13 protein-coding genes are annotated in these 12,003 nt (G+C 67.3%); 2 read left to right on the forward strand and 11 right to left on the reverse strand.

The genetic code is table 11. The annotated features are described in order from the left end of the window. Positions 1 to 115: 115 nt before the first annotated feature. The 3 genes from era to dnaK all read right to left on the reverse strand — a co-directional run bounded on the left by era (position 116) and on the right by dnaK (position 4,252). On the reverse strand, positions 116 to 1,090 hold the full coding sequence (era, locus tag PGN12_07890; GenBank protein MEH3103813.1) for a GTPase Era: 975 nt from the start codon (positions 1,088 to 1,090) through the stop codon (positions 116 to 118). Then, positions 1,087 to 2,205 carry a molecular chaperone DnaJ gene (dnaJ, locus tag PGN12_07895; protein ID MEH3103814.1) on the reverse strand — a complete coding sequence of 373 codons (1,119 nt, stop codon included), beginning with the start codon at positions 2,203 to 2,205 and terminating at the stop codon, positions 1,087 to 1,089. The genes era and dnaJ overlap by 4 nt, the downstream gene beginning before the upstream one ends. 142 nt (positions 2,206 to 2,347) lie before the next feature. Next, positions 2,348 to 4,252 (reverse strand): molecular chaperone DnaK, encoded by a 1,905-nt coding sequence (gene dnaK, locus PGN12_07900; protein ID MEH3103815.1) that lies wholly within the window; start codon positions 4,250 to 4,252, stop codon positions 2,348 to 2,350. Between the two features lie 179 nt (positions 4,253 to 4,431). On the opposite strand from dnaK, the gene PGN12_07905 reads away from it, so the two are divergent. Next, positions 4,432 to 4,713, forward strand: a complete 282-nt coding sequence (locus PGN12_07905; protein MEH3103816.1) for an ETC complex I subunit — start codon at positions 4,432 to 4,434, stop codon at positions 4,711 to 4,713. Between the two features lie 423 nt (positions 4,714 to 5,136). Here PGN12_07905 and PGN12_07910 read toward each other — a convergent pair whose 3' ends face one another. Both PGN12_07910 and PGN12_07915 read right to left on the reverse strand, forming a co-directional pair. Beyond that, the gene (locus PGN12_07910; GenBank protein ID MEH3103817.1) at positions 5,137 to 5,700 is read right to left on the reverse strand and encodes a hypothetical protein; all 564 of its coding nucleotides are present in this window, start codon (positions 5,698 to 5,700) and stop codon (positions 5,137 to 5,139) included. A 324-nt stretch (positions 5,701 to 6,024) separates the two neighbouring features. Then, positions 6,025 to 6,564, reverse strand: coding sequence for an NUDIX domain-containing protein (locus PGN12_07915; GenBank protein ID MEH3103818.1), 540 nt, complete (start codon positions 6,562 to 6,564; stop codon positions 6,025 to 6,027). A gap of 90 nt (positions 6,565 to 6,654) precedes the next feature. On the opposite strand from PGN12_07915, the gene mscL reads away from it, so the two are divergent. Further along, a complete protein-coding gene (gene mscL, locus PGN12_07920) occupies positions 6,655 to 7,122 on the forward strand; it encodes a large conductance mechanosensitive channel protein MscL (protein ID MEH3103819.1) in 468 nt (155 codons plus the stop codon). 194 nt (positions 7,123 to 7,316) lie between these two features. Here mscL and PGN12_07925 read toward each other — a convergent pair whose 3' ends face one another. From PGN12_07925 to fumC, 6 genes are all read right to left on the reverse strand, one after another. Next, positions 7,317 to 8,852 carry an amino acid permease gene (locus tag PGN12_07925; protein ID MEH3103820.1) on the reverse strand — a complete coding sequence of 512 codons (1,536 nt, stop codon included), beginning with the start codon at positions 8,850 to 8,852 and terminating at the stop codon, positions 7,317 to 7,319. Positions 8,853 to 8,938: 86 nt separating this feature from the next. Then, a complete protein-coding gene (locus PGN12_07930) occupies positions 8,939 to 9,331 on the reverse strand; it encodes an HIT domain-containing protein (protein MEH3103821.1) in 393 nt (130 codons plus the stop codon). Positions 9,332 to 9,341: 10 nt separating this feature from the next. Next, positions 9,342 to 9,689: a phosphoribosyl-ATP diphosphatase gene (locus PGN12_07935; GenBank protein ID MEH3103822.1), complete on the reverse strand. Its 348-nt coding sequence runs from the start codon at positions 9,687 to 9,689 to the stop codon at positions 9,342 to 9,344. Between the two features lie 196 nt (positions 9,690 to 9,885). Beyond that, positions 9,886 to 10,110: a hypothetical protein gene (locus PGN12_07940; GenBank protein MEH3103823.1), complete on the reverse strand. Its 225-nt coding sequence runs from the start codon at positions 10,108 to 10,110 to the stop codon at positions 9,886 to 9,888. Beyond that, positions 10,107 to 10,319, reverse strand: a complete 213-nt coding sequence (locus PGN12_07945; GenBank protein ID MEH3103824.1) for a hypothetical protein — start codon at positions 10,317 to 10,319, stop codon at positions 10,107 to 10,109. Before PGN12_07945 ends, PGN12_07940 begins: the two co-directional genes overlap by 4 nt. 239 nt (positions 10,320 to 10,558) lie before the next feature. Next, complete coding sequence (gene fumC / locus PGN12_07950) at positions 10,559 to 11,953, reverse strand: class II fumarate hydratase (GenBank protein MEH3103825.1); 1,395 nt, start codon at positions 11,951 to 11,953, stop codon at positions 10,559 to 10,561. Between the last annotated feature and the right edge of the window lie 50 nt (positions 11,954 to 12,003).

A 12,003-nucleotide genomic window follows, 5' to 3' on the forward strand; every position in this document is an offset into this window, starting at 1 on the left:
GTTCGCCGGGGTGGCGGCAAATGGTTGTGCCTCAGCGTTCGCCATCAGGGTCATACCGGCGGAGAGAGACATGGGCCCCGGCCTGCGCAGCGGCGACGGTGGGGGGGGCCAGGCGTCACTCCACCCAGTCGAGGCCGAGATCGCGGTAGACGCCGCGGTCCTCGTCCCAGCCGGGCTTGACCTTCACGTGCAGGTATAGATGCACCGGGCGGTCGAGCAGCACCGCCAGCTCGGCGCGTGCCTTCGCGCCGATCTCCCTGATCCGCGCGCCGCCCTTGCCGAGCACGATCGCGCGCTGCGAGGTGCGTTCGACCATGATCTGCTGGTGGATTTCGGTCGAGCCGTCCGCGCGGTCGGTAAACTTCTCGGTCTCGACGACGCTGGCGTAGGGCAGCTCGGCGTGGAGTTGCAGGTACAATTGCTCGCGCGTCACCTCGGCGGCCATCGCGCGCTCGGTCGCGTCGGAGACGTGATCCTCGGGATAATGCCACGGCGCGGCGGGCAGCGCCTTGGCCAGCTCGCGCTTGAAATGCGCGACGCCGTCGCCGGTCTGCGCGGAGATGAAGAACGTCTCCGCGAACGGTAGCAGCGCGTTGAGCTTCTCCGCGTGAAGCAGCAACTTGGGCTTGTCGGCGAGGTCGACCTTGTTGAGCACGAGATAGATCGGCTCGGGCCGGCCCTTCAGCGCCTCGGCGATCTCGGTCACCTTGGGGCCGAGCCCGCCCTTGCCGTCGACGACCAGCGCGATCACGTCCGCGCCCTCGGTCCCGCCCCATGCCGCCGACACCATCGCGCGGTCGAAGCGGCGCTTCGGCTCGAAAATGCCGGGCGTGTCGACCAGCAGCAGCTGCGTATCGCCTTCGATCGCCACGCCCATCAGCCGGGTGCGCGTCGTCTGCGCCTTGGGGCTGACGATCGCGACCTTCTGCCCGACCAACGCATTGACCAGCGTCGACTTTCCGGCGTTCGGCGCGCCGACCACCGCGACGAGGCCGCAATGTTGCGCCCCCGCGTCGGACGCCGAATGTTGCGAATGTTGAGACGCTGGCGCGTTGGATTCCGGAGGCGCGTTTTCTTCAGGATCGGTCATTCGCCCGCAATGACACTCTTCAGCCGCGAGAAGAAGCCCTGGCTCTGCGGGCATTCCTCGCCGGTCTCGGTTTCGCGGAACTCCTCCAGCAAGGCACGCTGGCGCGTGCTGAGCTTGGTCGGGGTCTCGACGTCGATCTGGATGACCAGATCGCCGTGGCCGCGGCCTTGCAGCACCGGCATCCCGGCACCGCGCTGGCGGAGCTGCTTGCCCGACTGGATGCCGGCCGGGATCTTCACCTCGTGGCGCTTGCCGTCGAGCCCGGGGATCGACATCGTCCCGCCGAGCGCGGCGGTGGTGAAGCTGATCGGCGCGCGCGCGAACAACGTCGTGCCCTCGCGCTCGAACAGCGCGTGCCGCTTGACGTGGAGGAAGATGTAGAGGTCGCCGGCCGGTGCGCCGCGCGCGCCCGCCTCGCCCTCGCCGGTCAGCCGGACGCGCGTGCCTTCGTCGACGCCGGGCGGCACCGAGACGGCGAGCGTCTTGGTCTTCTCGACGCGACCCTCGCCGCGGCAATCGCCGCACGGATCGGTGATGACCTGCCCCGAGCCGTGGCAGAGCGGACAGGCGCGCTCGACCACGAAAAAGCCCTGCTGCGCGCGCACCTTGCCGTGGCCGTGGCAATGCTGGCAGGTGTGCGCGTGCGTGCCGGGCTTCGATCCGGTGCCGTGGCAGGTGTCGCAGGGCGCGGAGATATCGACGGTGATCTCCGTCTCCTTGCCATGGAACGCCTCTTCCAGCGTGATCTCCATGTCGTAGCGCAGGTCGGCGCCGCGGCGCGTCTGCTGCCGCCCCCCGCCGCGCTGGCCGCCCATGAATTCGCCGAACACGCTTTCGAAGATATCGGAGAAGCCGCCGAAATCCTGCGCCTGATGCCCGCCGCCACCGTTGCGGAACGCGGCATGGCCGAAGCGATCATAGGCCGCGCGCTTCTGCGGGTCCTTGAGGCAATCGTACGCCTCGCTGACCGCCTTGAACTTCGCCTCGGAGTCCTTGCACCCGGCGTTCTTGTCGGGGTGGTACTTCATCGCGAGCTTGCGGTACGACGATTTGATCGTCGCCGCATCGGCGGTGCGCTCGCATTCGAGCAGCTCGTAATAGTCGATTTCGGTCATGCTGGCACTTCTAGCCCTCTCCCCTGTGGGGAGAGGGTTGGGTGAGGGGCGGCCACGCACGCTATCGCCTGTTGCATGACCACCCTGCCTCACTACCCCTCACCCCGACCCTCTCCCCGCAGGGGAGAGGGAGGGCGTTTCATTACTTCTGCTCGTCGACTTCCGAGAATTCGGCGTCGACCACGTCGTCCTTCTTGGCCTCTTCGGCACCCGCCTCGCCCTGCGGCGCGGCATCGGCCTGCTGCTGCTTCTCGTAGATCGCCTGACCGAGCTTCATCGCGACCTGCGCCAGCGCCTGGCTCTTCTCGTTCATCTGCTCCGGGTCACCGCCCTCGACCGCTGCCTTGGCCGCGTCGATCGCCGACTGGATCTCGCCCTTCAGCGATTCGTCGACCTTGTCGCCATTGTCGGCGAGCTGACGCTCGGTGGTGTGGATCAGCGATTCGGCGTTGTTCTTCGCCTCGGCCGCCGCCCGGCGCTTCTTGTCCTCCTCGGCGAACGATTCGGCGTCGCGGACCATCTTGTCGATGTCGGCGTCCGACAGGCCACCCGAGGCCTGGATGCGGATCTGCTGCTCCTTGCCGGTGCCCTTGTCCTTGGCGGACACGTTCACGATGCCGTTGGCGTCGATGTCGAAGGTCACCTCGATCTGCGGCACGCCGCGCGGGGCGGGGGGGATGCCGAGCAGGTCGAACTGGCCGAGCAGCTTGTTGTCCGCCGCCATCTCGCGCTCGCCCTGAAAGACGCGGATCGTCACCGCCTGCTGATTGTCATCGGCAGTCGAATAGGTCTGCGACTTCTTGGTCGGGATCGTGGTGTTGCGGTCGATCATGCGCGTGAACACGCCGCCCAGCGTCTCGATGCCCAGCGACAGCGGGGTCACGTCGAGCAGCAGCACGTCCTTGACGTCGCCCTGCAGCACGCCGGCCTGAATGGCGGCGCCCATCGCGACGACCTCGTCCGGGTTGACGCCGGTGTGCGGGTCCTTGCCGAAGAACTGCTTCACGACCTCACGGACGCGCGGCATGCGGGTCATGCCGCCGACGAGCACCACTTCGCTGATCTCGCTGGCCGACACGCCGGCATCCGCCAGCGCCTTCTTGCACGGATCGAGCGTGCGCTTGATGAGATCCTCGACCAGCCGCTCCAGATCGGCGCGGGTGATCGTCTTCACCAGATGCTTCGGGCCGTTCTGGTCGGCGGTGATGAACGGCAGGTTGACCTCGGTCGACGCCGCCGAGGACAGCTCGATCTTCGCCTTCTCGGCGGCTTCCTTCAGCCGCTGCAGCGCGAGCTTGTCCTTGGCGAGGTCGATGCCCTCATCCTTCTTGAAGCCCTCGGCCAGATATTCGACGATCTTGTTGTCGAAATCCTCGCCGCCCAGGAAGGTGTCACCGTTGGTGGCCTTCACCTCGAACACGCCGTCGCCGATCTCGAGGATCGAGACGTCGAACGTGCCGCCGCCGAGGTCATAGACCGCGATCGTCTTGCCGTCCTGCTTGTCGAGGCCATAGGCCAGCGCCGCCGCGGTCGGCTCGTTGATGATGCGCAGCACTTCCAGCCCGGCGATCTGCCCGGCGTCCTTGGTCGCCTGACGCTGCGCGTCGTTGAAGTATGCGGGCACGGTGATGACCGCCTGCGTGACCGTCTCGCCGAGATACGATTCGGCGGTTTCCTTCATCTTCTGGAGCGTGAAGGCGCTGATCTGCGACGGGCTGTATTCCTTGCCGCCCGCGCTGACCCAGGCGTCGCCATTGCTGCCGCGCACGATCTTGTACGGGACCAGCTCGGTATCCTTCTTGGTGACCGGATCGTCGAAGCGGCGGCCGATCAGGCGCTTCACCGCGAAGATCGTGTTGTCGCCATTGGTGACGGCCTGACGCTTGGCGGGCTGCCCGATCAGTCGCTCGCCATCCTTGGCGAAGGCGACGATCGACGGCGTGGTGCGCGCGCCTTCCGCATTCTCGATAACCTTGGCCTTGCCGCCTTCCATCACGGCCACGCACGAATTGGTGGTGCCGAGGTCGATACCGATAACTTTTGCCATGAGTGCTTTACCTAGCCCCTGCATATTTGTGACTTCATCGCCGCCACGCCCCGTTACGGCAGCGCAACCGCGTGTGACGAAGGGCGATATAGGTGGCGTGATCCGGCCCGCAAGATTGCCGCGCGATGTCGGCGGGAACCATTGCCTGTTCGCCGCGTGCGCCGTAGGAGGAAGCCATCATGCAGACCGCCCGCATCTACCAGCGCCCCAAGAACGCCATGCAGTCCGGCAAGGCCCGCACCGATACGTGGCAGCTGGAGTTCGAGCCCGGCGAGCCGAAGCGCCCCGATCCGCTGACCGGCTGGGCCGGGAGCGGCGACACGCGCGACCAAATCCGGCTGTTCTTCCCGACCTGCGAGGCGGCGGTCGCCTATGCCGAGGCACAGGGGCTGGCGTATACGGTGATCCCGACGCCGGAGAAGAAGCTAAAGCTGCAGAGCTACGCGGATAATTTTCGTTGAGGTGACATCGTTTCAGCACGCGATGCCGTCGCCCCGGACTTGATCCGGGGCCCCGCTGCTTTTCGGCGATCCGGGCAAGAAGAAGCGGGACCCCCCTGAGTTCACAAGCGAAGTGCAACACCTGAAACAGGTGCGGCCATGTCGACCTATCGCCAGCTATCGCTTGAGGAACGGTGTTCGATTGCCCGGCTTCATGAAGCCGGGCAATCGATCCGGAAAATCGCTGCAGCTCTGGATCGCGAGCCGTCGACCGTCTCGCGTGAGTTGAAGCGCAATGCCGGTGCCAGGATCGGATACCGCCCCGGCTATGCGCGGGCGCAGGCCGAGGCTCGCCGCTGGCATGGCTGCCGGCTGGAGCGCGAGGACGCGCTGCGTGAAAACATCCTCGACCGTCTCGCCGCCGGCTGGTCGCCCGAGCAGGTTTCAGGCCGCCTCGCCCGCGAGGCCGGCCACCGGATCATCAGCCACGAGACGATCTACCGCTTCGTCCATGCCCAGCTCAAGCGCACCAACGACCGGCGGTGGCGGCATTATCTGCCGCGCGCCAAGTACAAGCGGGGCTGGCGCACCAAAGGCGGATGGCCGCGCCGAACCGGCCCCTCGATCCACGATCGGCCGCCGCATGTCGCCACCCGCCAGGAACCCGGGCATTGGGAGGCAGACGCCATGCTCTTCTCCAAGCCCGGACATGCGGTGATCATCGCACACGAACGCACGTCGCGGCTCACCATCGCGGTGCGTCAGGACAGCCTCAAGGCCGATCCCGTCGCCGCCGCGCTCGTGCGGATGCTGCGCGCGGTCCCGCCGCGCGCACGACGATCCATTACCTTCGATAACGGCTCGGAATTCGCCCGCTACCCACAGATCGAACGCCAGCTCGGGCTCGATACCTGGTTCTGCGATCCCCGCTCGCCGTGGCAAAAGGGCGGCGTCGAGAACGCCATCGGACGACTCCGCCGCGACATCCCCCGCAAAACCGATCGCCACGGCTTGTCACAGCAAACGCTCGGCGCCATCCTTGCCAGACACAACCATACACCAAGAAAATGCCTCGGCTTCCAAACCCCAGCCGAGGCCTTCTTCCCGTTGCACTTCGATTGTGCATCCACACCCGGATCAAGTCCGGGGCGACGTATTCGGGATGGCGGTTCGCCCCAAACACCGTCGCCCCTGCGAAGGCAGGGGCCCATGTCTCTCAAGTTGATGAGCGTGGTTCGACACAGGCGCGGCGCTTGGTGTGTCCAACGCTCCGACAGACGAAACAGTCATAGGCCGCTGCCTGCGCAGGGGCGACGGTGGTTGACGCGACGCTTACGCGATCAACGCATCCGCGAGCAGCACCAGCATCTTGACGTCCATCGCCACGCCCGCAGCGCGCTTCTGCGCGACGAAGGCGGCGATCCCGGTGCGGGGCACCAGATGCACCTCGATATCCTCGTCGGCCTCGCCGCCGCCGTCGCCGACCCGGACCAGATCGTGCGCGCGCACCAGCGTGAAGCCCTCGCTGTTCATCCCCGGCGAGGAATGGAAGAAGCCCAGCTCCTCGATCCGCCCGGCGCGATAGCCGGTTTCCTCCTCCAACTCGCGCGCCGCGCCGACCGCGACCGCCTCGCCCTCGTTTTCGTCGCCGATCAGCCCGGCGGGCAGTTCGAGGCAGCGACACCCCAGCGGCACGCGATATTGCTCGACCAGCACGACGCGGTCGGCGTCGTCGATCGCGACGATCACCGCCGCCTGGATGCCGCGCTGGCGGGCGACGAACTCCCAGCCGCCTTGCTTGACGACCTTGATATAGCGACCTTCCCAGGCGGTTTCGGGCGGAAAGGCGGCGTCGCGGTGCGGATGGGTCATGCCGCCCGTTTATCGGCGCGGCGGCGCTTGGCGAAGCGAAAAACCGCGCCTACCCTCGGTCACATCGTGCAACAGGGAAGGAAGCCGATCATGCTCAAGGATTTCCGGGCGTTCATCGCGCGCGGCAACGTGCTGGACCTGGCGGTGGGCGTCATCATCGGCGGCGCGTTCGCGACGATCACCAAATCGCTGACCGACGACGTCATCATGCCGATCGTCGGGGCGCTGTTCGGCGGCTTCGACTTCTCCAGCTATTTCATCCGGCTCGGGCCGGTGCCTGCGGACTACAAGGGGTCGCTCGCCAGCTATGCGCAGCTCAAGGCGGCGGGGGTGCCGCTGCTGGGCTATGGCGAGTTCATCACCGTCGTGATCAACTTCCTGATCCTCGCGTTCATCGTCTTCCTGCTGATGCGCAGCGTCAACAAGCTGATCGCGACCGTCGAGCGCGAAAAGGCCGCGGGCGATGCCGAGCCGGCCGCCGATCCTGCCGAGGTGGTGCTGCTGCGTGAGATCCGCGACGAACTGAAGGCGCGCGGGCCGGTGCCGCCGCAGGCCTAACCGCCGTCACCCCTGCGCAGGCAGGGGCCTATGGCTGTCGAATGTCGTGAGCGGTCTGACACAGTTGCGTCGCTGTATGTGTCAGAGGATGCGCCGTACGAGACAGACATGGGGCCCTGCCCGGCGCAGGGGCGACGTAAAAAGGGCCGGGGGGATCGCTCCGCCCGGCCCGTTTTGCTGCGCGATCCCCGCGATCAGTGTGTTTCGTGGACCTCGACGATCCCGCGCCCGAGATGGCTGTTGCGGCGGCTGTAGCCGAAGTAGATCACCAGCCCGATCGCGCCCCAGATCGGCAGCACCAGCATCGCCGCCGAGGGCAGGTTGAAGAACAGGAACACGCAGCCGACGATCGTCAGCGGCCCGACCAGCCACAGCGCCGGGGTGCGGAAGCTGCGGGGGTGCGCGGCGGCGGTGCGGCGCAGGATCATCACCGCCACCGCGACCATCGCGAAGGCGTAGAGCGTCCCGGCATTGGCGATGTCCGCCAGCTGACCGACCGGCAGGAAGGCCGCCGCAAAGGCGACGCCGACGCCGGTCATCGCGGTGACGATATGCGGGGTCTTCCACTTCGGGTGGACGGTCGACAGCCGCTCCGGGAGCAGGCCGTCGCGGCTCATCACGAAGAAGATGCGCGTCTGGCCGAACATCAGGATCAGGATCACCGACGGCAGCGCGACGAAGGCGGCGATGCCGAGCAGATTGCCGATCCCCGACCAGCCGATCGTCCGCAGGACGTGCGCCAGTGCCTCGCCCGAGCAGACCAAAGCATCCTTATACTGCGGCAGCGCGCATTCGCGGGCCAGTTCCTCGGAGCCGGCCGGGAAGGGGATGCCGTTCGGCCCCATGATCGGCTGCCCGCCGATCGTGCCGATCGCGCCCGCCGCGACGAGGATGTAGAAGACGGTGCAGAACAGCAGCGACCCGATCAGCCCGATCGGCACGTTGCGCTGCGGATCCTTGGTTTCCTCGGCGGCGGTCGAAACCGCGTCGAACCCGACATAGGCGAAGAAGATCGTCGCCGCCGCGCCGACCGCACCCACCCCGGTGCCGAAGCCGCCAAAGACGCCCGCGGGCAGGAACGGGTTGAAGCGATCGGTGCTGAAATAATCGCTCGGCAACGTCAGCGCGACGAACGCGGTCAGCGCGGTGACCTTGATCGCGACCAGCACGGCGTTGACGCGCGCGCTCTCGGTGGTGCCGATCATCAGCAGCCAGGTGATGAGCAGCGCGATCACCACCGCGGGCAGGTTGATGAGCCCGCCCGGTGCGCCGCCCAGTGCCAGCGGCGCTGCCGACAGCCAGGGTGGCAGATGGACGCCGAGAAACTGGTTGAGGATCGTGCCGGTGAAATAACCCGACCAGCCGACCGCGACCGCGCTGGCGGCGACCGCATATTCGAGGATCAGCGCCCAGCCGACCGTCCAGGCGAGCAACTCGCCCATCGTCGAATAGGTATAGGTATAGGCCGATCCCGCCACCGGGATCATCGCCGCGATCTCGGCATAGCAGAGCGCGGCGACGATGCAGATCGCGCCGGCGATCGCGAAGGCGAGCATCAGACCGGGACCGGCCTTTTGCGCGCCCGCCGCGGTCAGCACGAAGATGCCGGTGCCGATCACGCAGCCGATGCCGAACAGCGTGAGCTGGAACCAGCCGAGCGTGCGATGCAGCGACTTTTTCTCGGCGGTGGCGAGGATGGCGTCGAGAGGTTTGACGCGCCCGAATATCATGTAGGTCGAAGCCCCCGGAATCTCAGATGACGGGAGCCTAGCGGCGGATCGCGCGCGCGCAATAGTGTTGCGTTACGATGACGGTTTCATTCGCGGCCGTCGTTATGCACCAGCATGGGACCCAGCGCGCGCCCGCCGAGAATGTGAACGTGCAGGTGCGGCACCTCCTGATGCGAATCGCGCCCGGTATTGGCGAGCAGCCGATAGCCGCTGGCGACCAGCCCGGCGGCGCGCGCCGCCTGCCCGATCGCGCGGGTGAAGCTGACGATCTCCGCCTCACTGGCGTTGGCGGAGAAATCATCCCAGCTGACGTAGCTGCCGCGTGGCACCGCCAGCAGGTGCGTCGGTGCCCAAGGGGCGATGTCGTGGAAGACGATCGTATGATCGTCTTCGTAGACACGCTTCGACGGGATCTCGCCGCGCAGCAGCCGCGCGAAGATGTTGCCGTCGTCATAGGGCAGGGTGGCGTCGACGCTCATGCGCTCGTCCTCATTCGGGGCGGAAGGAGAGGGGAAGCGGGCCGCGCGCGGCCTTTTCCTCGTGTCCGCTGGTGCCCTCGCGCTTCGCCAGCTCGGCGCGGATGTCGTCGGGGGTCAGTCCGGCATCGGCGAGCAGCACGAAGAGATGGTAGATGAAATCGGCCGCCTCCGGGATGATCGCGCGTGGGCTCTGCCCCATCGCGGCGATGACGATCTCGGTGGCTTCCTCGCCGATCTTCTGCGCGATCCGGGCGCGGCCGCGCGCGAACAGCGAGGCGGTGTACGAGCCGTCGGTATCGGCGCCCTTGCGCGCGGCGATCGTCGCGAACAGCCGGTCGAACGTGTCGGTAGCGGTCATGGCGACGGGGTGCCGCGTCGCGCGGGCGGGGTCAAGAATGATGCAAGGTGTCGTCATGCCGGACGCGGCCAAACCCCGGCGAACGCCTTGCCCGTCATGCCGGACTTGTTCCGGCATCCACCGTTTCGCGAGCGTGCGCGCGTCTGATCTGCGGAACGGTGGACCCCGGAACAAGTCCGGGGTGACGATCGAGAGATCAAACCGCCGGCGGGTAACGCGACGGCTGGCCTGCCTTGCTCGCGCGGTGCCGGTCATAGGCCTTTTTCGCGACATAGGCGCCGCCCAGCGCCCAGCCGAGCGGGCCCATCCGCGTCACCGCGCGGGCGGCGACCGCGCCCAGGATCGCGCCGCCCGCGCCACCGTTACGCCCGCGCCGGTCGAGTTCGCGCCCGATCAATCCACCCAATATGCTGCGAATCATGCCTTGATCCTTTCCGATACGCTGTCACCGAGGATTTCGATTCCCTTCAGCACGCCCCAGCCGATCGCCCAGGTCGCCACCACCGGCAGCACGACCTTCAGGACATTGGCGGTGATCGCGCCGTACAATGCGCCGTCCGCCGCGCTGTCGTCGCCCGACATCGAGTCGATCGCGCCGCCGATCAGCGCGCCGATCGTGGTAGCACCCATGGTGATGACCCCTGTTCGTTTCGCATCAACAATGCCGGTAGGGCGGCGGGGTTCCGGCAAGTTATGGTCGTCACCCCGGCGAAGGCCGGGGCCCAGTTGGAAAGGCCGGAGAGATGAAGCGCGACGCACCTCATCAGCGCCTCCCAACTGGGCCCCGGCGTTCGCCGGGGTGGCGCTTTAGTTCTGCATGGGCTGCAACATAGAATGTGGATACCGGATCAAATCCGGGGCGACGGGCCTTACGAACGCCCCAGCATCGCCTCGGGTCGCACCACGCGGTCGAAGGTCTCCGCATCGACCAGCCCCAGCGCGAGCCCGGCCTCCTTGAGCGTCAGCCCTTCGGCGTGGGCGTGCTTGGCGATCTTCGCGGCATTGTCGTAGCCGATCTCGGGCGCTAGCGCGGTGACGAGCATCAGCGAGCGGTCGAGCAGTTCCCCGATCCGCGCCTCGTTGGCGGTCAGCCCCTCGACGCAGCGCTCGGCGAAACTGTCGCAGCCGGTCGCGAGCAGGTCGATCGAGCGCAGCACCCCCGCGCCGATCACCGGCTTGAAGACGTTGAGTTCGAGATGCCCCTGCGCGCCGCCGACCGTCACCGCGACATGGTTGCCGATCACCTGCGCCGCGACCATCGTCAGCATCTCGCACTGGGTCGGATTGACCTTGCCGGGCATGATCGAGCTGCCCGGCTCGTTGGCGGGCAGGTCGAGTTCGCCGAGCCCGCAGCGCGGGCCGGAGCCGAGCAGCCGGATGTCGTTGGCGATCTTGGTGCACGCCACCGCCAGCGTGTTGAGCGTGCCCGACAGATGGACGAGCGGATCGTTGCTCGCCAGCGCCTCGAAGAAATTCTCGGCCGGGCTGAACGCGATGCCGGTGATTGCGCCGAGTTCGGCGCAGACATCGCGCGCGAACCCGGCGGGCGCGTTGAGCCCGGTGCCGACCGCGGTGCCCCCCTGCGCGAGCCGGTCGGTGCCCTGCTCGACCGCCGGCCCGATCCGCCTGAGGCAGCGGTAGATTTGGTGCGCATAGCCGGAGAATTCGTCGCCGAGCGTCAGCGGGGTCGCGTCCTGCAGATGCGTGCGCCCGATCTTGACGAGGTCGCGCCATTGCTGCGCCTTGGCGTCGAGCGCGGCGTGGAGCCGCTCGACCGCCGGCAACAGCCGCTGCCGCACCGCGATCGAGCAGGCGATGTGCAGCGCGGTCGGGAAGCTGTCGTTCGAGGATTGCCCGCGATTGACGTCGTCATTGGGGTGGACGGGCGACTTGCCGCCGCGCGTGCCGGTCAGGATCTCGTTGGCGCGGCCGGCGATCACCTCGTTGACGTTCATGTTGCTCTGCGTACCGCTGCCGGTCTGCCAGATCACGAGCGGGAAGTGGTCGTCGAGCTGGCCCGATGCGACTTCCTGCGCGGCCTGTTCGATCGCCTCGGCCTTGTCGGCGGCGAGCCCGTGGCGGCGGTTGACGCGCGCGGCGGCCTGTTTGACGCGTGCCAGCGCGTGGACGATCTCGATCGGCATCCGCTCGCGCGCGCCGAACGGGAAATTCTCGAGGCTGCGCTCGGTCTGCGCGCCCCAATAAGCGTCGGCGGGGACTTCGATGGGGCCGATCGAGTCGGTTTCGGTGCGGGTGGCGTGGATCATGCGGGGATAACTGACCGGGCGGGCGGTCGTTGCGCAAGCCGCTCCCC

Source organism: Sphingomonas phyllosphaerae (genome assembly GCA_036946405.1).
In the GTDB taxonomy this organism is placed as follows: domain Bacteria; phylum Pseudomonadota; class Alphaproteobacteria; order Sphingomonadales; family Sphingomonadaceae; genus Sphingomonas; species Sphingomonas phyllosphaerae_D.

Coding starts and splice junctions, on each gene's coding strand:
- era (MEH3103813.1), bottom strand. CDS start 1,090: ATGACCGATCCTGAAGAAAACGCGCCTCCGGAATCCAACGCGCCAGCG.
- dnaJ (MEH3103814.1), bottom strand. CDS start 2,205: ATGACCGAAATCGACTATTACGAGCTGCTCGAATGCGAGCGCACCGCC.
- dnaK (MEH3103815.1), bottom strand. CDS start 4,252: ATGGCAAAAGTTATCGGTATCGACCTCGGCACCACCAATTCGTGCGTG.
- PGN12_07905 (MEH3103816.1), top strand. CDS start 4,432: ATGCAGACCGCCCGCATCTACCAGCGCCCCAAGAACGCCATGCAGTCC.
- PGN12_07915 (MEH3103818.1), bottom strand. CDS start 6,564: ATGACCCATCCGCACCGCGACGCCGCCTTTCCGCCCGAAACCGCCTGG.
- mscL (MEH3103819.1), top strand. CDS start 6,655: ATGCTCAAGGATTTCCGGGCGTTCATCGCGCGCGGCAACGTGCTGGAC.
- PGN12_07925 (MEH3103820.1), bottom strand. CDS start 8,852: ATGATATTCGGGCGCGTCAAACCTCTCGACGCCATCCTCGCCACCGCC.
- PGN12_07930 (MEH3103821.1), bottom strand. CDS start 9,331: ATGAGCGTCGACGCCACCCTGCCCTATGACGACGGCAACATCTTCGCG.
- PGN12_07935 (MEH3103822.1), bottom strand. CDS start 9,689: ATGACCGCTACCGACACGTTCGACCGGCTGTTCGCGACGATCGCCGCG.
- PGN12_07940 (MEH3103823.1), bottom strand. CDS start 10,110: ATGATTCGCAGCATATTGGGTGGATTGATCGGGCGCGAACTCGACCGG.
- PGN12_07945 (MEH3103824.1), bottom strand. CDS start 10,319: ATGGGTGCTACCACGATCGGCGCGCTGATCGGCGGCGCGATCGACTCG.